The organism is Glutamicibacter sp. V16R2B1 (assembly GCF_005774635.1).
Taxonomy (GTDB): domain Bacteria; phylum Actinomycetota; class Actinomycetes; order Actinomycetales; family Micrococcaceae; genus Glutamicibacter; species Glutamicibacter creatinolyticus.
Genome location: NZ_VATX01000015.1, coordinates 39,368 through 62,374 on the forward strand (window position 1 = coordinate 39,368; position 23,007 = coordinate 62,374).

The window sequence follows — 23,007 nt, forward strand, 5'->3', positions numbered from 1 at the left end:
ATGCTCACGCCTTTTCCCTGCCCGCCGCCGACCAGGGCGCCAGGGGCGGCGCTTAGCTGCCGGGCTGTTGCTCCGGCGGGTTATCGGTTCCCTGCCCCGCAGTGCCCGGTCCCTGCTGCGGTGGGTTCGGGTACGGCGGAAGCTGTTCGGCCGGCGGCGCCCAATAGGCGCCCGTGGGGTGCCCGGGGTGCGGGGCCTGGCCCGGCGGGTAGTTCCCCTGGGCCGGGTGCCCCGGCACCGGGTACTGCTGCCCCGGGTACTGCTGCTGGTGGTACTGCGGGAAATGCGGGTGACCGCCGGTTGACCACGGCACCAGGTATTCCGGCTGCGGCGGCAGCGGAGCCGGCCCGGCGGTGCGCTGCACGCCGAAACGATCGGCCAGGCGCACCAGCAGGAAGGTCAGGACTGCGGTCAGCACCAGTGAGGGCAGCAGGGCCGCGAGGGATCCCTCGGTGGCGTTCATGTCCATCAGCCCGGCCGCGCCCATCAGGAACAGGAGCACGTTGTTCACCACGTGCATTCCGATGGCCGCCTCCAGCCCACCCGTGCGCCAGGTGAGATAGCCGGCGGCCAGCGCGAAGGCCGCCACATCCAGCAGGCCGTAGACGTCGTAGATGTGCCCGAAGACGAACAACGGCAGGGGCAGCAGGATCGCGAACAGCGGATGTTTCAGCCAGCCGCCGATGATCTGCATCAGCATCCCGCGGAACAGGTACTCCTCGGCCAGTGCCTGGAACGGCACCAGCAGCAGCACCAGGATCACCATCAGCAGCGGGGAATCGGGCACGCTCTGGGCGGGCACCGGCGCGGAGGGCAGCACCCCGGTCTTTTCCAGCAGCAGCCCGCCGCCAAAGTAGAGCAGGTACACCCCCAGCGCCGCACCCAGGCACACCGCCAGCCAGCGGAACCGCAACCTGCCGGTCACCGACCACAGCAGGCCCACCGGCTTGGGGCCCAGCAGCAGGTAGGCGAAGAAGCAGGCCGGGATCAGCAGGATGAGCGAGAGCATGGTCAGGATGAAATCCGAGGGATTGCTCATGTCCAGTGCCAGTTCCTCGCTGGCCGCCAACGGGTCGCCGGTGCCGGTGTCCATCCACGCGGTGGGGGAGGCCAGCATCATCGCGATCATGGCGATGACGATCAGGACCGTGAGCGCCAGATAGAAGCCCAGGGTGGTGCCGCCCACCGCCAGCGGCTGCCACCACCGGTACTGCCGGTCGCGGCGCATCAGGCGGTGGAAGGCGTAGCGGGGTTCGGTGTGCGGATCGGCGCCCGCGGTGGAAGGCGAAGGCTCAAGGCGTTCTGGCTGGCTGGTCATAAGGCAATTCTCGCTGGTGCGGTGGGGTAAACCCATGAACCTTTGGGTGGATTTGTTTGCTCATCCCCGCGGACGGTGCCGCACGGGCGGTGCGCGATTCGCCGCTGCCCTGGCCCCGGCGCGCTGGCTACACTGGTGCGGGCACCATTGCGCATCGTCTTCGATGTGGTGCCACGACATCCGGGCACGCAGCGGCCCATCTCGGGCAGGACGACAAAGGCAGGCACGTGGGCCATCACCATCACGAACATTCGCAGATCCTCTTGGATCCCCGGCGCCACAAGCGCGCCTCGATCATCCTCTGGGCGCTGCTGGCGCCGGTGGGAGCCATTGCGCTGGTGATGGTGATCGTGCTGTGGCCCCAGGGAAACTACGATCGCTTCGCGCTCAGCGGCCCGATGGACACCAGCGGGTCGGTGCAGATGTCCACCGGCACGGTCACTCGCACCGAGTCGCAGATCTGCCCCTCCAGCCAGGGGCTGGACGAGGTGGGCGGCAAGGAGCTGCAGTGCCCGGTCACCTACGTGATGCCCGACGGCGGCGGGGCGGAGATCCAGCTGGAGGTGCCGCCCGAAACGCTCAGCTCCCGGGATGTGGGTTCCGGGGATCGGGTGCGCTACCTGGATTTGGCGGGGGCCAGCACCGAGGCGGTGCCCTATGTCTTCGTCGATTTCGTGCGCACTACGCCGATGGTGCTGCTGGCCCTGGCCTACGCGCTGGTGGTGGTGCTGGTCGCCGGGTGGCGTGGCGGGCGGGCACTGATCGGGCTGCTGGGCGGGGTGGCGTTCATGATGATGTTCATGGTCCCGGCCCTGCTGGAGGGGCAGAACCCGGTGCTGGTTGCGCTGGTGGGTTCCACGGTGATCATGTTCGGTGCGCTGTATTTTGCCCACGGCCTGAACGCGAAGACCTCCACGGCGCTGCTGGGCACCCTCTTCGGGCTGGGCGTCACCGCCTGGCTTGCCGTGTGGCTGACCGATGCGGCGGCGTTGACCGGGGCCACCGATGAGCACGCGATGACCCTGTCCACGGTGGCGCCGCAGGTGTCGTTAACGGGGCTGCTGATTTGCGGGCTGCTGATCGGCGGGCTGGGGGTGCTCAACGACGTGACCATCACCCAGTCCGCCACCGTCTGGGAGCTGGCCGAGGCCGCGCCGCGGGCCACGGCCCGCGAACTGTTCGCCAAGGGTATGCGCATCGGGCGGGACCACATCGCCTCCACCGTGTACACGATCGCCTTCGCCTACGCCGGGGCGGCGCTGCCGATCCTGGCGATCGCGGCGCTGAGCAACCAGGGGGTGGGCAGCACGCTAAGCACCGGGTCGATGGCCGAGGAGGTCATCCGCATCCTGATTGGCTCGATCGGGCTGGTGCTGGCGATCCCGGTGACCACGCTGATCGCGGTGCTGGTGGTCAAGGCCACCGGAACCGGGGGAGCCCATGGGACCCTGCCGCGGGACCGGCGAGCCGGCACCGAAACCGCTGGTGCGAACCATTCTCACATTAATGTAGAATAGTTCTCATTAGTGATTCTTTGGAATGGAGCCGCCCGTGACCGCACGCCACCTGACCCCGACGCTTCTGCTGCTGCCAGTGGGCGCACTGATCCTGGCCGGGTGCGCCCAGGGCAGCGCCCAGTCCCCGCAGGAGCAGCAGAACCCCGATGCCATTGAGGTGGTCGCCACCACCAACGTTTACCGTGACATTGCCCAGCGCATCGGCGCCGACCGCGTGCAGGCCACCGAGATCATCTCCTCCCCGGCCCAGGACCCGCATTCCTATGAGCCCACCGCACGGGACAAGCTGACCATTTCCAAGGCCGAGGTGGTGCTGGCCAACGGCGGCGGCTACGACGCCTTCATGGACCAGTTGATCTCCTCGATGCCCTCCGAACAGGTGGCCCAGCAGATCCACGCCGTGGACACCTCGCCCGAGGCCGTCGAAGAGAGCGCCGAGGCCGGGCACGATGAACAGGGAGAGCACGAGCACGAGCATGGCGGGCATGAGGGTCACCAGCATGCCGGGTACAACGAGCACGTCTGGTTTGACCTGGACTCGATGCAGGCCCTGGGGGAGCGGTTGGCCAGCGAGTTCGGCAAACTCGACCCGCAGCACGCCGAGCAGTTCCAGGCCAACGCCGAGCAGTTCAGCACCGAGCTGCAGGAGCTGAAGGACCGGGCGGCGGCGGCCGGGCTGGACGGCAAGAGCTTCGCGATGACCGAGCCGGTGCCCTTCTACCTGCTGAAGGACGCCGGGATGCACGACGCCACCCCGCAGGGGCTGAGCGAAGCGGTCGAGGCCGGCGGCGACATCCCGCCGCAGACCCTGAAGAAGATGAACGATGCGCTCGCCGACGGACAGATTGACCTGTTGGCCTACAATATCCAGACCGAGGGGCACGACAGCGTCGCGATCCGCTCCACCGCCGAGGCCCATTCGGTGCCGGTGGTCGACTTCGCCGAGACCATGGGCCCGGATGAGGACTACGTCGGTTGGATGGGCGCCCAGGTCGATGACCTGGCCGCCGCAGCAGGCAAATAGCGCAGGAGCCCGCCGAACCGGCGGTCGAGCCGGCGGCCGGACCGGCCTGTGGAGCACCGGCCCGTGGCGCGCCGGGCAGGGCGGGCGCGGTGGTTCCGTAGACTTAAGCCATGTCCCTGATCACCCGACAACTGCGCCTGGCCGTGGGCCGGGCCCGAGCCCTGGCCGCCGAACCGGCGGTGCGCCGCAGCATCAACGCCCAGCACCGGGAACTGCGCCAGGCGCACACGGTCCTGTTCTTCTCCGAACCGCCCAGCCAGATCTACCAGCTGCAGGTGTGGCTGCGTCCCTTCGAGGCCCTGGCCGAATCCGGGGCGCGGATCGGAATCGTGGTGATGAACGCGCTCACCGCCCGCCAGCTGCTTCAGATGACCGGGCTGCCGGTGTTCTTCTCCCGCTCCATGGAACAGGTCGAGCAGCGCCTGGCCAAGGCCGGGACCAGGACCATCTGCTACGTGAACAACGCGCAGGGCAACTTCACGATGCTGCGGATGAACGGCCCGCTGCACGTGCACCTGAACCATGGGGAGAGCGAGAAGATCTCCATGGTCTCCAACCAGCTCAAGGCCTACGACCGGGTGGCGGTGGCCGGGCCGGCGGCCATCGAGCGCATCACCGCGCACATCCCGCGCTTTGACCCGGCCGCGCTGGTGCCGATCGGGCGCCCACAGCTGGATGGGATTACCCGCACTACCGGGCTGCGCCGGCTGCGGGTGCTCTACGCCCCCACCTGGGAGGGCGATTCGAAGGCGATGGGCTATTCCTCGCTGGAAACCCATGGCGCCCAGCTGCTGGAGGCGTTGGCCGGGGACGAGCGCATTGAGCTGCGCTTCAGGCCGCACCCGAAGACCGGGGACACCTCGGCGCCGGTGGGCAAGCTGCTGGCCGGGCTGCGCCGGGAGTACGCCGCGCACCTGGACCCGGTCGCCGACCCCGGCCAGTCCCTGGCCGAAAGCGACGTGGCGATCTGCGACATCTCGGCGATGGCCTATGACGCGATCGCGCTGAATGTGCCGCTGCTGGCGGTTGGCAGCCAGGACTGCGAACTGACCCGCCGGCTGCCGGCCGGCCAGCTGCTGGGCTCCGCGGCGGCGGGCCAGGACCTGGCCGAGCGGGTCCTGGAACTGGGCCGGGCCGGCAGTGCCGGGCAGCAGGAGCTGGCCAGCTACTTCTTCGCCACCACCACCCCGGGGCAGGCCACCGAGCTGCTGGGCCGGCTGGTCTGCGGCTCCTAGCGCTGGCGGAACACCGTGTCCTGCCACGGGCGGTGCGCGGCCTCTTCGTGGGAGAGCAGCACGTGCTTGATGTTCGTGTACTCGTCGAAGGAGTACTGGCTCATGTCCTTGCCCTGCCCCGAGGCCTTGTAGCCGCCGTGCGGCATCTCGGAGATGATCGGGATGTGCTCGTTGATCCACACACAGCCTGCCTCGATCTCCGCCGCGGCGCGCAGGGCCCGGTTCACATCCCGCGTCCAGGCGCTGGCCGCCAGGCCATAGGGGGTGTCGTTCGCCAGGGTGATCGCCTCATTGTCCGTGTCAAAGGGCAGGGCGACCAGCACCGGGCCGAACACCTCCTGCTGCACGATCGCCGAATCCTGCCGGGCCCCGGTGATCAGCGTGGGACGGAAGAATGAGCCGGGGCGCGGCAGCCGGGTTCCGCCGGTGCGCACCGTGGCGCCCTGTGCGAGCGCCTGGTCCACCATGGCGGCGACCCGGCGCAGGTGGGTGTCGCTGATCAGGGACCCCATGTCCGTGTCCGGGTCCGTGGGATCTCCCACCACCATGGTTTCCATCAGCTCGGTGACCCGGGCGGTGAACGCCTCGAAGACCGAGCTGTGCACGTAGGCGCGGGTGGCGGCCGTGCAGTCCTGCCCGGCGTTGATGGTGCAGGCGGCCACCGCGCCGTGTGCCGCGGCCTCCAGGTCCGCGTCGTCGAACACCACGAACGGGGCCTTGCCGCCCAGTTCCAGGTGCACCCGCTTGCCGGTTTCCGCGGCCAGGGCCATGATGCGCCGGCCCACCGCGGTGGAACCGGTGAAGGAGCTCATCCGCACCAGCCGGTGGCCCACGAGCTGTTCACCCACGCTCGGCCCCGGACCGACCACCACGTTGATCACCCCGGCCGGCAGCCCGGCGGCGTGGGCGGCCTCGGCGAAGAGCAGCGTGGTGCCGGGGGTGAGCTCACTGGGCTTGAGCACGATGGTGTTCCCGGCGGCGATCGCCGGCAGGATCTTCCACGCGGCCATCTGCAGCGGGTAGTTCCAGGGGCAGATCGAACCGATGACCCCGACCGGCTCGCGGCGCACCATTGAGGTGGAGTTCCCGGCGTAGTCCCCGGCCGCCAGGCCCTGCAGGTGGCGCGCCGCCCCGGCGAAGAAGTTCACGTTGTCGATGGAGCCGGGCACGTCGAACTCGGTGGACATGCGGATGCTCTTGCCGGTCTGCGCGGTTTCCACCGCGGCCAGCAGTTCGGCCCGGGATTCCAGTTCGCGCGCCAGCGCCAGCAGGTGCCCGGAGCGTTCGGCGGGGGTCAGCCGCGACCAGGACCTGAAGGCGGTGTGGGCCGCGCGCACCGCATCCTCCACGTCCTCGGCGCTGGCGTAGTCGATGGTTTCCAGGACGGTGCCGGTGGCGGGATTGATCCGCTCCACCCGTTGGCCGCCGCCGCGGCGCCAGGCGCCGTTGATGAACTGGTGGCCGTGGGGGAAGTCGTAGCTGTGCATCTGGGGTCCCTTTCCTGGGGGTGGTCGTTAATGGGTCCGGCCGCGGGCCGGTGCCGGCGCGAAGTTCTAGGAGTCGAAACCCATGCCGAGCTTGTCCATGGCCTTCAGGAACAGGGAGCGTTGGCCCTGGTTGCGGTCGGCGCGGGCCAGGTGCCCGGTCATCAGCTTCACCCCGAGCCAGGCGGCCGGTTCGGGCGGGAATGGGATCGGCTTGCGGCGCACCATCTCAAGTCCGGTCAGCTCGGTCGGCTTCCCCGAAAGCAGGTCCAGCATCACCTTCGCCCCGAAGCGCGTGGCCCCCACCCCCAGGCCGGTGTAGCCGGCCGAGTAGGCCACCTTCCCGCCGTAGGAGCTGTCGAAGAATGCGAAGAAGCGTGAACAGGTGTCGATCGCCCCGCCCCAGGCGTGGGAGAAGCGCACCTGGCCCAGCTGCGGGAAGCTGCCCAGGAAGTGGGCGGCCAGCTTTTCGAAGGTCGCCTCGGAGCGGTCGTAGCTGGAGCGGATCCGCCCGCCGAAGTGGTAGAGCGCGTCGTAGCCGCCGTAGAGCAGCCGGAAACCGCCCTCGGCGTCAATGGTGGGGCGCACGTAGTGGAAGCGGTTGTTCATGTCGGACAGGCCCACCAGCTTCTCCCAGCCCAGCGCCGCCCGCTGCCCGGGGCTGAGCGGTTCGGTCATCAGCGCGTAGTCGTAGACCGGGATGGTGTGCAGCCGGTGCCGGGCCAGCAGCGAGGGGAAGGCGTTGGTGGCCAGGGCGACACGTTCGGCCTGCACCTGTCCGCTGGGGGTCAGCACGCGCAGGCCGCCCTCCACCGGCGCCAGCGCTTCGGCGCGGGTGTGCTCGTGGATCTGCACCCCAATCTCGTCGCACACCCGGGCCAGCTCCCAGGCCAGCTTGGCGGGGTGCACGAGCACCCCGTCGGTTTCGCTGTACAGTCCGGCCTTGAAGTCCGGGGAGTTGATCCAGCCGCGCACCTGATCGGGGCCCAGGTAGAGCGTGTCGGGGTGTGCCGCGTGCTCCTCGCGCAGCCATGGGACCTGATGGTCCTCGGTGGCCACGGTGAGGATGCCGTCCTTGATCAGCTCCACGTCCATGTTGTAGCGGGAGATGGTCTCCAGCAGCTCCAGCAGGTTTTCCTCACCGAGCTCGGTGAGCCGGGCGTTCTCCCGGGGCAGGTGCTGTTCGCCGTTGGATTCGCCGTGCACCAGGGAGGCCTCGCAGAACCCGCCGTTGCGTCCCGACGCGGCCCAGCCGATGCGTTCGGCCTCCAGCAGGATGACGCTGCGCTGCGGGTCGCGCTCCTTGGCCTGCAGGGCGGTCCACAACCCGGTGTAGCCTCCGCCGATGACCAGCAGGTCGCAGGAGGCGGGACCTTCCAGGGCCGGGTGCGGGTCCGGGCGCAGCGGGGTGTCGAGCCAGTAGGACGTGTGCCGGGCCCCGGCCAGTGACTGGCGGATGCGTTCGGGGTCGATTTCGGCCTCGTGCCGATCAAAGCTCAGCGGGCCGGTGGCGGGGGTGGATGGGGTGGCGGTCACGGGCAGGTTATCCCTTGTCGAGGTCGGTGAACGGGTGGGCGAAGGCGGGCCCGTTCATCGCCAGCGTTGGAAGTGGTGGGATGACCAGTGTGGTCGCAGCGGGGGAGGGGTGCTCAGTGGGAGCCGGAGGCTGGCCACGCTTATCCCTCTTCCCCACAAGGATCACGGTTGAATGTGTAATGAATGTGATTCATTACACATTCAACCGCGGTGGCCGGCGGACTGTCAAGACCCGGAGGGCACCAGGGGCGCGGCCGCCGGGACGGCGCCCGCGCTCTGGGTGCTGCGGTGCGCCACGGAGCACCCGGCGGCGTTGCGGGCCGCGGTGGAACCGCGGACCCGGCGCCCGGCGCTGATCCCCAGGGCGCAGCCGAACATCAGGGTGAATTCGGCCAGCGCGATCACCAGCATCCACAGGTGCCCGTCCGCATGGCCGCCGGAAGCCGCGGCATGCGCCCCGTGACCGGCGTGCCCCAGCGGCAGGCCCAGCACCATCACGACGTGCGCGATGCCCATGGCCGCGCTCATCAGCAGCAGCCCCAGCAGCTGCCCGGTGCGCAGGGCGTCCACCGAACACTTCAGGCACCAGAGGGTCATCACGCCCAGGGCGATGACCCAGCCCGGCGAGTGGGGCAGGGCCAGCAGCATCAGCACGTGGGCGGCCGCCAGCGCTGCGGCGCCGCCGGCCAGCACCCAGGTGCCCGCGGTGCGCCTAGTTTCCGCCGCCACAGCACTCGGCCTCACCACTGGAGCAGCAGCCGTGCTTGACCGGCTCGGGCACATCCAGCACCGGGGAGCGGTCAAAGAAGCCCTCGGGGCGGATCTTGAACCCGACCGAGTCCACCGGCATGATTGGCCAGTCCTCGGTGCGCGGGAAGTGGGTCAGCGCAAAGGTGTGCCACAGGCTGATGTCCTGGGTGTCCACGCTGTGGTCATCGGCGATCCAGTCCTTGATCCCCTCCACGCCCGGGTTCTGGTTCACGAAGTCGCCGGTCGGGTAGCGGTGCCCGGCCTCGCGCTTGGTGACCCACAGCGCCTTGGAGGCAAAGGTGGCGCGCTTGTGGATCGAGGAGCCCTCGGCGGCCAGCAGGGTGGGCAGGCCCTGCGGGTGCAGCTTGAAGCCCACCGGCTTGCCCAGGTAGTTCTTCGATTCCGGGTTGGTGACCACCCAGGAGCGCCCGGAGGGCATGTTCGCATCGCGCACCGCCTGCTTGGCGGTGGACAGCACCGTGTGGCTGCGGCTGAACGCGTTGCCGCGCGGGTTCTCCTGGCTGATCGGCAGGCGCACCGCCTCCTCCTCGATGACCTGGCTCGGCCCGCCATCCAGTGCGAAGTCCAGCCGGGCGCCGAAGATGTGCTGGTGGAACGGGGCCCCCAGGCCCGGGGCCATCTCCGAGGCAAAGCGCTCGTCGCGCATCGCGGAGGTGAACACGATGCCGGTGGCCTTGGCCTCGAATTCGATGGTGCCATCCAGGTACAGGTACCAGTAGAAGCCGTAGTCGTAGTTGCCCACGGTGGTGAAGAAGCTGATCACCAGGCGGCGGTTGCGTCGGGTGTACTTCACCCCCGACCAGTCATCGGAGTGCTTGGAGAGGATCGAGGAGTCCTCCTCGTGCATGCAGATGCCGTTGTGGATGGTGCGGGCCTCGCCGTCGGCGGTGGCCACCACCGGGGAGATGTAGTGGATTTCGCCCAGGCAGTCGCAGCCCAGTTCCAGGGAGTTGGCCATGCGTCCGATCAGGTACTCGCCGGTGTCGAAGTAGTTCTGCCAGCTGCGCACCGGGGAGGGGTCGCCATAGGGCACGACCATCTCGGCGATCGAGGCGCGGTCCAGGATGCGTCGGCGCTGGCCCTTGTCGTCGAAGGCGATGTTGTACAGCACCAGGCCCTCGCGCATGTCGAAGCCCACGTCCAGGCTCCACTTCTCCCACTCGACGTGGTTGCCGTCGGTGACGGTGAAGCTGGGGCCCTCCGGCTGGGTGATCAGCAGCGGCTTCTGGGTGTCGCGGATCGGGCCGGTGAGCTCGGGGTCGGTGTAGTTGCCGTGGTCGGCCGGGATGTCCACCGGTCCAAAGTCCAGGATCTGGTCCACCTTGCCGGCGACGGTGTCGATGTAGACGACCAGCCCGTCCACCGGGTGGGCCCAGGCCGAGTCCTCGGCGAAGTCCTGGCGGAAGGCCAGCCCGCGCAGGATGCGCCGCCCGGACTCCTGCGGGTACTCAAAGACGCCGGCGGACAGCGGCGCGACGCGCACCTGCTCGACGGTGAGATCGCGCTTGGCCAGCGCCTGGATCCAGCCTTCGTCCGCGGCCACGATGGCCTCGACCTTTTCGAACTCCTCCTCCAGCACCGGCAGCTGCCCCACGGCCGCCGCGTCGACCTCGGTGACCTGCTCGATCTCGTTGCGGGTCAGGTCCAGCACCACGTCCTTGGGCTCATTCAGCGCCGAATCCATGAGCATGACCCGCACCCGGCGGGCCGGGGCCTGCAGGTTCGGGTCCTCCAGCCCCAGGTAGGCGATGCGGGTGGAGCCGGTGAACAGGTTGTTCTCCTGCAGCAGCCGGCGGGCGGCGGCGATTTCCTCGGCGCCCAGCAGGGTGTAGTCGACGGTGCGGGTCTTCATGTGATGCAACCTTCCAGGGGGTGTGAAGCGAAACACTTTTAATTCTCTACGTGTAGAGAATACGGATTTGTGGAGTGCTTCACAAGGGGGCGCGGGATATTTCTGCCCCGGCCCTAGACTGGTGACATGCCCAAGATCGTTGACCATGAGCAGCGCCGCCGCGAAATCATCGAAGTCACCTGGCGCTTCATTGCCCAGCAGGGCTTCGACAAGCTGAACCTGCGTGATTTGGCCGCCGCGGCCGGTTACGCCAACGGGGGGCTCAAACCGTACTTCCCCACCCGCAACTCGCTGCTCTCGGCCACGTTCAACTTCGTGTTCAACTCCACCGGGCGGCGCATCGCCCGCACCACCCGGGGCCTGGCGGGAATGGCTGCCATCCGCGCCTTCGCCGCCGAGGTGCTGCCGTTGGATGAGGAGCGCCGCGACGAGTCCCGGGTGGTCATCCACTTCTGGCACGTGGCCCTGCAGGATGAGAAGATGGCGCAGCTGAACGCAAACTCCATGGATGACTGGCGCCGACAGCTCGATGGCTGGCTGCATCAGGTGCCGGGCCTGGACCCGCAGCGCGTGGAGGTGGCGCGCAATGCGCTGATGACCTTCCTGCTCGGGGCGCAGATCACCGCCGTGCTGGACCATGCGGGCAACTCGCGCCAGCAGCTGCTGGCGCAGCTGGACTACCTGCTCGAATCCCTGCATTAGCCCCCGGGGCGCAGCGGCGGCAGGTGACAGCGACGAAAATCTGCCGTACATTCAACGTGACGCGCACTACAGGGGCGGTGCCCGCGCCGGGAGGAGAGGGATGTACCAGTTTCAGCACGTGGATTCGCACACCGCCTGGTCGGACCTGGTCTCCCAGTCCTTCGTTCCGCTGCGCAGCGAAGCGGTGTCCTCCGGCCGGTTCCGCGCCAGCCTGGCCACGAACATGCTCGGCGGGATCGGGATGATGCGCATCAGCGCCAAGCCCCACGCCGTGCAGCGCACCGAACCGCTGGCGGCGGCCGGGGACGGGAAATACTTCAAGGTTTCACTGCAGCTGACCGGGCATGGGCTGCTGGTCCAGGACGGACGCCAGGTGCTGCTGGCCCCCGGGGAACTGGCCATCTACGACACCCAGCGGCCCTATTCGCTGGCCTTCGAACGCGAGGCGACCACCATGGTGGTCATGATCCCGCACGAGCAGTTCCGCCTGCCCCAGGAGCAGGTCCACCAGATCACCGCCGTGAAGCTGGACGGACGCCATCCGCTGGCCGGCACCGTCACCCCGCTGCTGCACCACCTGGGCGAGCACCTGGACCAGTGGGATGAACACGGCGGCGCGCCGCTGGCGCGCAACGCCTCGGACCTGCTGGCCACGGCGCTGGGCGGGGTGCTGACCCCGGCCAGCCCAGCCGGGGACAAGCAGCGCCAACGCCAGCGAATCCAGGAGTACATCCGAACCCGGCTGGCCGATCCGGCGCTGTGTCCGGGCAGCATCGCCGCCGCGCACTACCTTTCGGTGCGCAGCCTGCACGCCCTGTTCGCCGCCGAGCCCCGGCCGGTCGGCGCCCTGATCCGCCACCAGCGCATGGAACTGGCCGCCGAACTGCTGGCGGACCCAATGCTGGCCCAGGTGCCGATCCAGGCGATCGGCGCGCGGGTGGGCCTGCCCGATGCGGCCGGCTTCGCCCGGGCCTTTGCCGCCCACCACGGGGTGAGTCCCAGCCGCTACCGGCAGCAGCTCGCCGGCTAGGGCCCGCCGCGCCGCTCCCGGATTTTCACCGCCCACAGGCCAGGTCTGCACCCGATGCCAAGTGGTGTGCGCGCAATGCCAAGACACCTGCGGCGCCCCTCACAGATGCTGGGATGGTCATCGTTTGGAATGGGGAAAAGCAATGGGTATCGAACAGCGCACCTTGACCGTGCCGGCCCTCGTTGTCATGATCATCGCGGCCAGCGCGCCGCTGACGGTGGTCGCCGGCGGGGTGAGCACCAACTTCGCCGTCACCGGGCTGCTGGGGGTGCCCCTGTCCTTCGTCGTGCTCGGGGCGATCCTGCTGGTGTTCGCCATCGGCTACACCGCCATGAGCCGGCATGTGAGCAACGCCGGCGCCTTCTACGCCTACATCGCCCAGGGGCTGGGCAAGCCAGCCGGGGTGGGTGCCGCGATGGTGGCGGTGGTCAGCTACAACCTGATGCAGATCGGCATCTACGGGCTGTTCGGCTTCGCCGCGGCCTCCTTCGTCAACGCGGTGCTGGGCACCGCGATCCCGTGGTGGGTGTGCGCCCTGGTCGCCTGGGCGCTGGTGGCAGTGCTGGGGGTGAACCGGGTGGACTTCTCCGCCAAGGTGCTGGGCATCGTGGTGGGCCTGGAGTTCCTGGTGGTGATCATCTTCGACGTGGTGGCCGTGGCCCAGTCCCCGCAGGGGGTCAGCAGCACCGGTTTTGCCACCGGGGACCTGTTCATGCCCGGCATCGGCGCGGTGCTCGCGTTCTCGATTGCCGCGTTCATGGGCTTTGAGTCCGGCACGATCTACAACCAGGAGGTCAAGGACCCCAAGCGCACCGCGCAGCTGGCCACCATCATCGCGGTGAGCATCATCGCCTGCTTCTACGCCCTGTCCTCCTGGGCGGTGCTGGTGGCCCTGGGGCCGGACCAGGTGGTGGGCGCCTCCCAGGAGCACGGCCCGGATCTGATCTTCGTGTTCCTGGCCAGCCACGCGCCGGGCTGGTTCATCGACCTGGCCAACCTGCTGTTCATCACCAGCCTGTTCGCCGCGCTGCTGGCCTTCCACAACGTGGTGGCCCGGTACTTCTACGCGATGGGCCGCGGCGGCGCGCTGCCCCGGGTCCTGGCCCGCACCTCGGCCCGCACCCAGGCCCCGCTGGCCGGCTCGCTGACCCAGTCGGTGCTGGCGCTGCTGGTGATCGCGGTGTTCGCCGTGATCTCCACCGGCAAGGATCCGATGTTCATCGTGCTGACCATGTTCACCTGGATGACCAATTCCGGGGCCTACGGGCTGGTGCTGCTGATGGCGCTGACCTCCTTCGCGGTGGTCGGGTACTTCGCCCGGCGGCGCATTGAGGCCTCGCTGCTGACCAGGGTGATCGCCCCGATCGCCGCGGGGATCGCCTTGAGCTATGTGTTCACCCAGATCGTGGTGAACTTCGATGTGCTGATCGGGATGGAGGAGGCCGGGCCGCTGCAGTACGTGCTGCAGGCCGTGGTGCTGCTGCCCGGGGTGCTCGGCTTCCTGATCGCCGTCATCGCCCGCCGTTCCCGGCAGGACCAGCACGACCCGGCCCGCGACGAGGTGCCGGCCCACCGCGGCTAGGCCCCGGACGGCCGCCACCACGTCCTACCGCCGGCACCGCCTGCACCGGGTGCCTGTCCTCCCGGTGCGCCGCTGGCATGATTGAACCAAGACCCACCTGCGGGATCACCCGATCCAGGGCCCGCAACAGACCGAGTCGAAGGAGTTAGCAATGACTACCGCCAACACCGAAGTACAGTACGCGAACGCCGAGCAGCTGCTGGCCGCGATCCAGCCGGCCTCCGGGGGCACCGAGGTCCACGACCCGGCCACCGGGGACCTGGTGGGCCGCGTGGCCGAAGGCACGGCCACGGACCTGGACGCCGCCGTCGAGTCCGCCCGGGCCGCCCAGCCCGGCTGGGACGCCCTGGGCCATGAGGAGCGCAAGCGCCTGCTGAACGCGGCCGCCGACGCCATCGAGGCCAACGCCGAGGCGCTGGCCGAACTGCTCTCCCGGGAGCAGGGCAAGCCGCTGAACGGGCCGAACGCCCGCTTCGAGGTCGGCGGGGCGGTGGGCTGGCTGCGCGCCGCCACCGCCTATGAGGTGGAGCCGGAGGTCGTGGTCGATGACGGGCAGACCCTGGCGGTCAAGCACTACCGGGCGCTGGGCGTGGTGGGCGCGATCGGCCCGTGGAACTGGCCGATGATGATTTCAATCTGGCAGCTGGCCCCGAGCCTGCGCATGGGCAACACCGTGGTGATGAAGCCCAGCGAGTACACCCCGCTGTCGGTGGTGGCCCTGGTGCACGTGATCAACCAGGTGCTGCCCCAGGGCGTGCTGCACGTGGTGCCCGGCGGGCGTGAGGTGGGGGAGAAGCTCTCCAGCCATCCGCAGATCGCCAAGATCATGTTCACCGGCTCCACCCGCACCGGCAAGGCGATCATCCGCTCCTCCGCGGACACGGTCAAGCGCCTGACCCTGGAACTGGGCGGCAACGACGCCGGCGTGGTGCTGCCGGACGTGGACCCGGCAGCGGTGGCCGAGGACCTGTTCTGGGGAGCCTTCATCAACACCGGGCAGACCTGCGCGGCCCTGAAGCGCCTCTACGTGCCCGAGGCGATCTACGATCAGGTGTGCGACGCGCTGGTTGAGGTCGCCGGCAAGATGCCGATGGGGGTGGGCCTGGAGGAGCAGAACGTGCTCGGCCCGCTGCAGAACAAGGCCCAGTACGACATCGTCGCGGACCTGGTGCAGGACGCGGTGGACTCCGGGGCGCGGGTGCTGCTGGGCGCCAACCCGGATGGGCAGGCGGCCGGCTACTTCTACCCCACCACCCTGGTGGCGGACATCGACCCGCAGAACCGCCTGGTCACCGAGGAGCAGTTCGGCCCGGCCCTGCCGATCGTGAAGGTCAAGGACGTGCAGGAGGCGATCGAGCTGGCGAACTCGCTGGAGGTGGGCCTGGGCGCCTCGGTCTGGTCCGCCGACAAGGCCAAGGCCCAGGAGGTCGCCGCCCAGCTGCAGGCCGGCACCGTGTGGATCAACTCGCACGGCACCATTGACCCGCGGGTGCCGTTCGGCGGGGCCAAGCAGTCCGGCTACGGGCTGGAGTTCGGCCTGGACGGGCTGAAGTCCCTGGCCCAGCCGCAGATCATCAAGAGCTAGCGCCAGGCTGCACCCACCGGCGCCGGTCACGGGAAACCGTGTCCGGCGCCGGTGGCCGTTAACGTGCGATGCGGCGGGGCCGAAACCGGGTGGGGCCAGGCTCAGGGCTTGGGGTTGTGGTGGTACCAGATGTCCTCAATGAATGGTTCGCTGCCGGCGCGCAGCATCACGATGCTGTCCGGGAAGCGGGTGCCGTCGGGCAAGGTGATGTCGATGGTGGCCCAGGAGCCGTTCCAGTAGCCCAGTTCGAAGCTGCTGGGGTGGTAGCGCTGGACGATGTTCGCCTCAAGGTGGCGTGTTGAGCGCTCGTAGCCGTTCCACGACAGGGCGCCAAAGACGGCCGCGATCAGCAGCGCCACACCGCCGGTGAGCAGCTGGACGCGGATGGAGGAGCGGGCCTTCCACGTCTGTTCCCCGTCGCGCAACCGGCTGAACCGGCGTCGTCGGAACAGCCCGTGCAGCAGCAGCGGAATGCCAAAGACCACCAGGATGCCCGCGATCCCCAGATGCATCATCGGGGTGAGGTAGTCCACCTCAGCGTATGTCCGTGCATCCATGATCCAAATCTAGTGCAGCGGATCACCCTGTCAAGGGTTGCCTCCACGCCGGGAACAGCACCGCGGTCCGGGTCCCCGGCCTGTGCCAGGGACCCGGACCGCGGTGTTCTTCCGGGCCGTGCCGGATTTTGCGCCTATTCCTCGACGAAGCGGTCGGCTACGATGAGGGCCTGTTCCAGCCGGTCCAGTGCCTCGATGAGCACCTCGTCGGGGATGTTCATCGCCGGGACGACGTGCAGCCGGTTGAAGTTGGCCATGGGCAGCAGGCCGGCGGACTTCGCCGCGGTGACCACCTCGTTCATCTGCGGCGAACTGCCCCCGTAGGGGGCCAGCGGTTCTCGGGTGGCCCGGTTCTTGACCAGTTCGATCGCCCAGAACACCCCCGTGCCGCGCACCTCGCCCACCGCCGGGTGCTCGGTGGCGAACTGGCGCAGCCGCGGCCCGATGATCTCATCGCCCAACCGCTTGGCGTTGGCGATCATGCCCTCGTCCTCCATGGCGTTGATCGTCGCCACCGCCGCGGCGCAGGCCAGCGGGTGCCCCGAGTAGGTCAGCCCGCCGGGGTAGACCTGCTCGCGGAAGGTCTCGAAGATCGGTTCGCTGATCGCCACCCCGCCCAGCGGCACGTAGCCGGAGTTCACGCCCTTGGCGAAGGTGAGCAGATCCGGGGTGACGTCCCAGTGGTCCACCGCGAACCATTCACCCGAGCGCCCGAAGCCGGCCATGACCTCGTCGGCGATGTACACGATCCCGTATTTGCGGGTCAGTTCGCGCACCCCCTGCAGGTAGCCGGGCGGCGGCAGGTAGATGCCCGCGGTGCCGGGGATCGTTTCCAGGATCAGCGCGGCAATGGTGCCCGGGCCCTCCAGGATGATCGTGTCCTCCAGGTGCTTCAGCGCCCGCTCGGTTTCCTCCGCCTCGGTGGTGGAGTTGAAGTAGGAACGGTACGGGTAGGCCGGGAAGAAGTGCACCACCCCGTCGGTGGCCTTGTCCGAGGCGAAGCGCCGCGGGTCCCCGGTGATGTTCACCGCCATGTGGGTGCCGCCGTGGTAGGAGCGGTAGGCCGAAAGCACCTTGTTCCGCCCGGTGTGCAGCCGCGCCATGCGCACCGCGTGCTCCACCGCGTCCGCCCCGCCATTGGTGAAGAAGATCTTGTTCAGATCCCCGGGGGTGCGTTCGGCGATCAGCCGGGCCGCCTCGGAGCGCACGTCGCTGACGTGCTGCGGGGCGATCGTGGCGATCTTGGCGGCCTGCTCCTGGATGGCGGCGATGACCTTGGGGTGCTGATGGCCGATGTTGGTGTTCACCAGCTGGCTGGAGATGTCGATGAGCTTGCGCCCCTCGCCGTCCCAGACGTGGGAGCCCTCGGTCTTCAGGATCGTCATCGGGCTGAACGGGCCCTGGGCCTGCCAGGAGTGGAAGACGTGCGCCTTGTCCAGCTCGTAGGCGCGCCGGCCCGCGGCGATCTGCTCGGCGGAGAGATCGCTGGTCAGTTGTTCGGTCATGAGTTCTATCCTTTACTCAACGAAACGCGTTGGGTGACGTGCGCCGGGGCGCGGCGCTAGTCGTTCTGCGGGAAGCCGAGGTTGATGCCGCCGTGGCTGGGATCCAGCCAGCGCTTGGTCACGACCTTGTTGCGGGTGAAGAACTTGAAGCCCTCCGGACCGTAGGCGTGCTGGTCACCAAACAGGGAGGCCTTCCAGCCGCCGAAGGAGTGGTAGCCCACCGGCACCGGGATCGGGACGTTGACCCCGACCATGCCCACCTGGATCTGGTTTTCAAAGCGGCGGGCCGCGCCGCCGTCGTTGGTGAAGATCGCGGTGCCGTTGCCGTACTTCGAGGCGTTGATCAGCTCGATGCCGTCGTTGAAGCTTTCCACGCGCACCACCGAGAGCACCGGGCCGAAGATCTCATCGGTGTAGATGGACATGTCGGTGCCGACCTTGTCGAACAGGGTCGGGTGCAGGAAGAAGCCCTCACCGTCCGCGTCGGTGGAACCCTCTCGCCCGTCCAGGACCAGTTCGGCCCCGGCGGCCACGCCGGCATCGATGTACCCGGCGACCTTGTCGCGGTGTTCCCCGGTGATCAGCGGGCCCATGTCGCAGCCGCGGGTGCCGTCACCCACGCGCAGCTTCTTGGAGCGTTCGGCGATCTTGGCCACCAGCTCATCGGCGATCGGCTCCAGGGCCACGACCACGGAGATGGCCATGCAGCGCTCGCCGGCGGCACCATAGCCGGCGTTCACGGCCATGTCGGCCGCCAGGTCCAGGTCGGCGTCGGGCAGCACCAGCATGTGGTTCTTCGCCCCGCCGAAGGCCTGGACCCGCTTGCCGTGGGCGGTGCCGGTCGAGTAGACGTACTGGGCGATCGGGGTGGAGCCAACGAAGGAGACCGAGGCGATGCGCTCGTCGGTGAGCAGGGTGTCCACCGCCTCCTTGTCCCCGTGCACCACGTTCAGCACGCCTTCGGGCAGCCCGGCCTCGGCGAACAGCTCGGCCAGCCAGTTCGCCGCGGTCGGGTCCTTCTCGGAGGGCTTGAGGACCACGGCGTTGCCGGCGGCGATGGCCACCGGGAAGAACCACAGCGGCACCATGGCCGGGAAGTTGAACGGGGAGATGATCGCCGAGACGCCCACGGGCTGGCGCAGCGACTGCACGTCCACCCCGGTGGAGGCGTTTTCCGAGTATTCGCCCTTGAGCAGGTAGGGGGCGTTGCAGGCCAGCTCGACCACCTCCATGCCGCGGGCCACTTCGCCCAGCGCGTCATCCAGCACCTTGCCGTGCTCGGCGGTGATGATGGCGGCCAGTTCGCCCTTGCGCTCGGCCAGCAGCTCGCGGAAGCGGAACATGATGGCGGTGCGCCGGGCCAGGGAGGTGTCGCGCCACTTCGGGAAGGCGGTTGCCGCGGCGGCGATGGCGGCCTCGGTGGTGGCCTTCGAGGCCAGGGCGACCTCGCGGGCGACCTCGCCGGTGGCCGGGTTGTAGACCTTGCCGGTGCGGCTCTGGCCCTCACCGGAGAAGGCGGCGTTGTTGACCCAGTGCTGCAGGGTTTCGGTCATGGTCGTGGTCATCGAGGTGGTCCTTTCCGGGACGTTCGGGTGCTCTTGAAAACATCATGGGCTAAAAATATGACGAACCACACAGACAACGTGTCATGATTTACCTGTAGGAGTTATCGAACTGTAAAGGCTGGCCGTGGGTGAACTGACAATGGCGCAGGTACTGGACCTGGAGGTGGTGCGCGCGGCGGAGCCGGTGGTCTACGGGAGCAACCAGGATCTGCACCGCCCGGTGCGCTGGGTGCACGTCACCGAATCCCCGGACAACGCCGGACTGCTCGAAGGCGGGGAACTGGTGCTCAGCACGCTGCGCAACGTGGAACCCAGCCCACGGCGGCTGCGTGAATTCCTCGACGAGCTGCAGCGGGCCGGGGCGGCCGGGGTGCTGATCGAGTACTACTCGGCCGAGCCGGAGGCGTGCCGGGGGTTGTTTGAACAGGCCACGGCCGGACACCGGCTGCCGGTGATCTGGCTGCGCCGGCGGGTGCGGTTCGTGCAGATCACCGAGGTGATCCACAAGCTGCTGGTGGCCGAGCAGTTGCGCGTGGTCGAGTTCTCCCGGCACGTGCATGAGATCTTCACCGAGCTCTCGCTGAGCGAAGCCGATGAACACATGATCGTGGAGCGCACCGCCGAACTGCTGCAGGCCCCGGTGGTGCTCGAAGACGTCCGCCACCGGGTGCTCGCGCACGCCGGGGCAGGGCAGGGGGCCGCCTCGGTGCTGGAGCACTGGATCAGCCGCTCGCGGTTCGTGGCCTACGCCGAATCCACCGGGCGCAGCCACGGGGCCGAGGACTGGCTGCAGACCCCGGTCGGAGCGGTCAAGAGCCGTTGGGGCCGGCTGGTGGTGCCGGCCCGGCTGGAGGATGAAGCCAATGCCGCCCTGGTGCTCGAACGCGCCGGGCAGACGCTGACCATTGCCCGGCTCTCCGGGCGCGACCAGCGCGAACTGCTCTACCAGGCGCGCACCTCACTGCTGCACGAACTGCTGCAGCACCATTCGCTCTCCGCCGGGGAGGTGCAGGTGCGCGCCGAGGCGCTGGGGTTGGACGCGGCCGCGCACTACGTGCCGGTCGCCGTCGGGCTGATGCTGCCGGCCGGGCAGAGCCCCACGAGCATGCAGCTGCGCGAACGCGAGGTGCTGGAGGTCATGGACCAGGTGGCCGAGACCATGCGCCTGGGCGTGCTGGCCGGCTCCCTGCGTTCCGGGGTGCTCGGGGCGGTGCTGCCGGTGGCGGCCCGGGAACTGGTCGAGGGAACCTTGCAGCGTTTCTCCCGGGAGCTGGGCGAAAGCCTGAGCCTGACGGTGGCGGTGGGCGTGGGGGCCGAGGCGACCGGGATTTCCCAGTGCGCCAAGAACCTGGAGGATGCCGCGCAGGTGGCCGAGATCGTGCCGAACCTGCCCACCCGCGCCCAGCCCTACTACCGGTTCGCGGACCTGCGCCTGCGCGGGGTGCTGGCGGCCATGGGCCAGGACGCCAGGATGCGCAGCTTCGCCCACACCGAGCTTTCCGGGGTGCTGCAGCCCCTGGACGCGGAGGGGCTGGAACTGCTCGAGCTCTACCTGCGCCACGGCGGGAACAAGTCCGCGCTGGCCAAGGCCGGGTACCTCTCACGCCCCACCCTCTACGCCCGGCTGGCCAAGCTGGAGGACAAGCTGGGGCTATCGCTGGAAAGCGCCGAATCCCGGGCCAGCCTGCAGGTGGCACTGATGTGGTACCGGCTGCACGGCTAGCTCCCGGCGCCGCCTGGTCCTAGCCGTTGGCGTCGGCGGTGGGTTCCGCCTGGCCCGCACCGGGCCCGTAGAGCCGTCGGGCATCGGGCCGCTGCTGCTGGGACCAGTCCGCGATCCATGGCCCGGTGCCTGCGGAGACGTCATGCACGCCCTCCTCCAGCCAGCTGAAGTCACCGTCCAGCAGCCGCTGGGCCAGCTTGTCATCGGTTTGCGTCGTGTTCTGCCACAGGCGCTCGAAATGCTCCTCGCAGCGCAGCGTCGCCTGCTCGCAGAATGCCTCCGCCAGGGCCAGCGCCGCATCGTGCCGGCCGTCCTGGGCCTCCTGCAGGGCGTGGGTCTTGGAGATTACCGCCGCCATGGCGAACAGTTCGGCGCCAATGTCCACGATGTGCCCCAGGAAGTTCTGCTGGCGTTCCATGGCCGCCTGCCAGCGGGCCATGCCCGCAAACGTTTGGCGGGCAATGCGCCGCGAGGCGCGTTCCACATAGCGCAGGTGCCGGGCCAGCGGACCGTGTCCCGTATAGGCGGTGGGCAGGTTCCCGGAGCCCAGCGCCAGCTGGGGCAGCCATTTGGCGTAGAACCCCGAGGCCCCCAGCGCGGCCTTCGCCTTCTGCTCCATGCTCGAATCCGACCGGGCCAGGTCCCCGGCGGCCTGCAGGTGCGCGTCCACCGCCTCACGGGCAATGAGCAGGTGCATGATTTCGGTGGAGCCCTCGAAGATCCGGTTGATTCGCAGGTCCCGCACCAGCTGTTCCACCGGCACCGCGCGCTCGCCGCGCTCGGCCAGGGATGCGGCCGTCTCGTAACCGCGTCCGCCGCGGATCTGCAGCAGCTCGTCGGCAATCTTGCAGGAAACCTCCGAACTGTAGAGCTTGGCCAGTGCCGCCTCGATGCGCACGTCCTTCATCCCGGCATCGGCCAGTGAGGCGGAAAGTTCAAAGACCGATTCCAGGGCGTAGGTGCTGGCGGCGATGTAGGACAGCTTGGAGGCCACCGCCTGGTGCCGGCCGATCGGGTGGCCCCACTGCACGCGTGCCGCGGACCACTCCCGGGCAATCTTGGTTGCCCACTTTCCGGCCCCGGCGCACATGGCCGGAATGGAAAGCCGGCCGGTGTTCAGCGTGCTCAACGCGATCTTCAGCCCGCTGCCCTCCTTGCCCAACCGGTTGGCCACCGGCACCTTGACCCCGTGGAATCGGGTGACCCCGTTCTCAATTCCGCGTAGGCCCATGAAGGCGTTGCGGTTCTCCACGGTGATTCCGGCGCTGTCCGCCTCCACCACGAACGCGGTGATCCCGCCGCGGCCAGCCGGCTGGGAGCCGGTGGCCTCATGCGGGGCGACGGCGGCCATGACCACCAGCAGCTCGGCCACCACCCCGTTGGTGGTCCACAGCTTCGCGCCGTCCAGGATGTAGTGCTCCCCGTCCTCGCTGAGCCGGGCCTTGGTGCCCAGGCGGGCCGGGTCGGAGCCGACGTCATTCTCGGTCAGCAGAAAGGCGCTGATCGCCCCGGCGGCGCAACGCGGCAGGTAGGTGCGCTTCTGCTGCTCGGTGCCAAAGCTCTTGACCGGTTCGGGCACCCCGATGGACTGGTGGGCCGAGAGCAGCGCCCCGATAGCGGGGGAGACCGAGCCGATGCGCATCAGCGCCCGGCCGTAGTCCAGCAGGCTCATGCCCAGTCCGCCGTATTCGGTGGGGATCTTCATCCCGAACGCTCCGATGCCGCGCAGCTCGGCGATGGTTTCATCCGGGATGCGGGCCTCGGCCTCGATGCGGGCCGCATCGATGTTCTGCACCAGGGCATCGAGCCGGGAGAGGAAGTGGGCGCCGCGTGCGGCGGCGTCCGGGTCGGCTTGCGGGAACGGGTCGATGAGGGAGAAATCGACATCCCCCATGTACAGGCCCTTGGCGAAACTGGGCCGCTGCCAGTCCTGTTCACGGGAGGCTTCGGCGACTTCCCGGGAGCGGGCCGCGTCGACGTGGTTCAATCCGGCTTGTTGGTTCATGGCAGATCCTTAGTAC

Annotated in this window: 17 protein-coding genes; 8 read left to right on the top strand and 9 right to left on the bottom strand. The window is 68.8% G+C overall.

Annotation, left to right across the window (positions count from 1 at the left end; translation table 11 throughout):
* Positions 1-52 precede the first annotated feature (52 nt).
* Entirely contained in the window at positions 53-1,318 is a 1,266-nt protein-coding gene (locus FDN03_RS10245; RefSeq protein ID WP_171021210.1) for a type II CAAX endopeptidase family protein, read from the bottom strand.
* Positions 1,319-1,545: 227 nt separating this feature from the next.
* Here FDN03_RS10245 and FDN03_RS10250 point away from each other — a divergent pair, with 227 nt between their 5' ends.
* The 3 genes from FDN03_RS10250 to FDN03_RS10260 all read left to right on the top strand — a co-directional run bounded on the left by FDN03_RS10250 (position 1,546) and on the right by FDN03_RS10260 (position 5,094).
* The gene (locus FDN03_RS10250) at positions 1,546-2,835 is read left to right on the top strand and encodes a YibE/F family protein (protein ID WP_138176601.1); all 1,290 of its coding nucleotides are present in this window, start codon (positions 1,546-1,548) and stop codon (positions 2,833-2,835) included.
* A 34-nt stretch (positions 2,836-2,869) separates the two neighbouring features.
* Positions 2,870-3,859 carry a zinc ABC transporter substrate-binding protein gene (locus tag FDN03_RS10255; RefSeq protein ID WP_171021211.1) on the top strand — a complete coding sequence of 330 codons (990 nt, stop codon included), beginning with the start codon at positions 2,870-2,872 and terminating at the stop codon, positions 3,857-3,859.
* A gap of 110 nt (positions 3,860-3,969) precedes the next feature.
* Entirely contained in the window at positions 3,970-5,094 is a 1,125-nt protein-coding gene (locus FDN03_RS10260) for a CDP-glycerol--glycerophosphate glycerophosphotransferase (RefSeq protein ID WP_138176607.1), read from the top strand.
* On the opposite strand, the gene FDN03_RS10265 is transcribed toward FDN03_RS10260, so the two are convergent.
* The 4 genes from FDN03_RS10265 to FDN03_RS10280 all read right to left on the bottom strand — a co-directional run bounded on the left by FDN03_RS10265 (position 5,091) and on the right by FDN03_RS10280 (position 10,737).
* Positions 5,091-6,581, bottom strand: coding sequence for a gamma-aminobutyraldehyde dehydrogenase (locus tag FDN03_RS10265; RefSeq protein WP_138176610.1), 1,491 nt, complete (start codon positions 6,579-6,581; stop codon positions 5,091-5,093). The two genes, FDN03_RS10260 and FDN03_RS10265, sit on opposite strands and share 4 nt — an antisense overlap.
* A 66-nt stretch (positions 6,582-6,647) precedes the next feature.
* On the bottom strand, positions 6,648-8,114 hold the full coding sequence (locus FDN03_RS10270) for an FAD-dependent oxidoreductase (RefSeq protein ID WP_249354499.1): 1,467 nt from the start codon (positions 8,112-8,114) through the stop codon (positions 6,648-6,650).
* A gap of 225 nt (positions 8,115-8,339) precedes the next feature.
* Positions 8,340-8,843 (bottom strand): hypothetical protein, encoded by a 504-nt coding sequence (locus FDN03_RS10275; protein WP_138176613.1) that lies wholly within the window; start codon positions 8,841-8,843, stop codon positions 8,340-8,342.
* Entirely contained in the window at positions 8,827-10,737 is a 1,911-nt protein-coding gene (locus tag FDN03_RS10280) for a primary-amine oxidase (RefSeq protein WP_138176616.1), read from the bottom strand. Before FDN03_RS10280 ends, FDN03_RS10275 begins: the two co-directional genes overlap by 17 nt.
* 126 nt (positions 10,738-10,863) lie before the next feature.
* Here FDN03_RS10280 and FDN03_RS10285 point away from each other — a divergent pair, with 126 nt between their 5' ends.
* The 4 genes from FDN03_RS10285 to FDN03_RS10300 all read left to right on the top strand — a co-directional run bounded on the left by FDN03_RS10285 (position 10,864) and on the right by FDN03_RS10300 (position 15,636).
* Positions 10,864-11,439, top strand: a complete 576-nt coding sequence (locus tag FDN03_RS10285) for a TetR family transcriptional regulator C-terminal domain-containing protein (protein ID WP_138176619.1) — start codon at positions 10,864-10,866, stop codon at positions 11,437-11,439.
* Between the two features lie 100 nt (positions 11,440-11,539).
* The gene (locus FDN03_RS10290) at positions 11,540-12,469 is read left to right on the top strand and encodes a helix-turn-helix domain-containing protein (protein WP_171021212.1); all 930 of its coding nucleotides are present in this window, start codon (positions 11,540-11,542) and stop codon (positions 12,467-12,469) included.
* A 142-nt stretch (positions 12,470-12,611) separates the two neighbouring features.
* On the top strand, positions 12,612-14,051 hold the full coding sequence (locus tag FDN03_RS10295; protein WP_138176624.1) for an APC family permease: 1,440 nt from the start codon (positions 12,612-12,614) through the stop codon (positions 14,049-14,051).
* Positions 14,052-14,202: 151 nt separating this feature from the next.
* The gene (locus tag FDN03_RS10300; RefSeq protein ID WP_138176627.1) at positions 14,203-15,636 is read left to right on the top strand and encodes an aldehyde dehydrogenase family protein; all 1,434 of its coding nucleotides are present in this window, start codon (positions 14,203-14,205) and stop codon (positions 15,634-15,636) included.
* 101 nt (positions 15,637-15,737) lie between these two features.
* On the opposite strand, the gene FDN03_RS10305 is transcribed toward FDN03_RS10300, so the two are convergent.
* From FDN03_RS10305 to FDN03_RS10315, 3 genes are all read right to left on the bottom strand, one after another.
* Entirely contained in the window at positions 15,738-16,193 is a 456-nt protein-coding gene (locus tag FDN03_RS10305; protein ID WP_138176630.1) for a hypothetical protein, read from the bottom strand.
* 134 nt (positions 16,194-16,327) lie between these two features.
* The gene (locus FDN03_RS10310) at positions 16,328-17,698 is read right to left on the bottom strand and encodes an aspartate aminotransferase family protein (protein ID WP_138176633.1); all 1,371 of its coding nucleotides are present in this window, start codon (positions 17,696-17,698) and stop codon (positions 16,328-16,330) included.
* Positions 17,699-17,754: 56 nt separating this feature from the next.
* On the bottom strand, positions 17,755-19,251 hold the full coding sequence (locus FDN03_RS10315; RefSeq protein WP_212743907.1) for a CoA-acylating methylmalonate-semialdehyde dehydrogenase: 1,497 nt from the start codon (positions 19,249-19,251) through the stop codon (positions 17,755-17,757).
* Positions 19,252-19,387: 136 nt separating this feature from the next.
* On the opposite strand from FDN03_RS10315, the gene FDN03_RS10320 reads away from it, so the two are divergent.
* Positions 19,388-20,986: a PucR family transcriptional regulator ligand-binding domain-containing protein gene (locus FDN03_RS10320; protein ID WP_138176639.1), complete on the top strand. Its 1,599-nt coding sequence runs from the start codon at positions 19,388-19,390 to the stop codon at positions 20,984-20,986.
* Between the two features lie 19 nt (positions 20,987-21,005).
* Here the strand turns inward: FDN03_RS10320 and FDN03_RS10325 are convergent, their stop codons facing one another.
* Positions 21,006-22,991, bottom strand: a complete 1,986-nt coding sequence (locus tag FDN03_RS10325; protein ID WP_138176642.1) for an acyl-CoA dehydrogenase family protein — start codon at positions 22,989-22,991, stop codon at positions 21,006-21,008.
* Positions 22,992-23,007: the final 16 nt, after the last annotated feature.

What these genes read in the sequence shown, in the direction of transcription:
- FDN03_RS10280 (WP_138176616.1), bottom strand. Translation starts at nt 10,737, where the DNA reads ATGAAGACCCGCACCGTCGACTACACCCTGCTGGGCGCCGAGGAAATC.
- FDN03_RS10260 (WP_138176607.1), top strand. Translation starts at nt 3,970, where the DNA reads ATGTCCCTGATCACCCGACAACTGCGCCTGGCCGTGGGCCGGGCCCGA.
- FDN03_RS10290 (WP_171021212.1), top strand. Translation starts at nt 11,540, where the DNA reads ATGTACCAGTTTCAGCACGTGGATTCGCACACCGCCTGGTCGGACCTG.
- FDN03_RS10305 (WP_138176630.1), bottom strand. Translation starts at nt 16,193, where the DNA reads ATGGATGCACGGACATACGCTGAGGTGGACTACCTCACCCCGATGATG.
- FDN03_RS10295 (WP_138176624.1), top strand. Translation starts at nt 12,612, where the DNA reads ATGGGTATCGAACAGCGCACCTTGACCGTGCCGGCCCTCGTTGTCATG.
- FDN03_RS10285 (WP_138176619.1), top strand. Translation starts at nt 10,864, where the DNA reads ATGCCCAAGATCGTTGACCATGAGCAGCGCCGCCGCGAAATCATCGAA.
- FDN03_RS10310 (WP_138176633.1), bottom strand. Translation starts at nt 17,698, where the DNA reads ATGACCGAACAACTGACCAGCGATCTCTCCGCCGAGCAGATCGCCGCG.
- FDN03_RS10315 (WP_212743907.1), bottom strand. Translation starts at nt 19,251, where the DNA reads ATGACCGAAACCCTGCAGCACTGGGTCAACAACGCCGCCTTCTCCGGT.
- FDN03_RS10300 (WP_138176627.1), top strand. Translation starts at nt 14,203, where the DNA reads ATGACTACCGCCAACACCGAAGTACAGTACGCGAACGCCGAGCAGCTG.
- FDN03_RS10245 (WP_171021210.1), bottom strand. Translation starts at nt 1,318, where the DNA reads ATGACCAGCCAGCCAGAACGCCTTGAGCCTTCGCCTTCCACCGCGGGC.
- FDN03_RS10265 (WP_138176610.1), bottom strand. Translation starts at nt 6,581, where the DNA reads ATGCACAGCTACGACTTCCCCCACGGCCACCAGTTCATCAACGGCGCC.
- FDN03_RS10325 (WP_138176642.1), bottom strand. Translation starts at nt 22,991, where the DNA reads ATGAACCAACAAGCCGGATTGAACCACGTCGACGCGGCCCGCTCCCGG.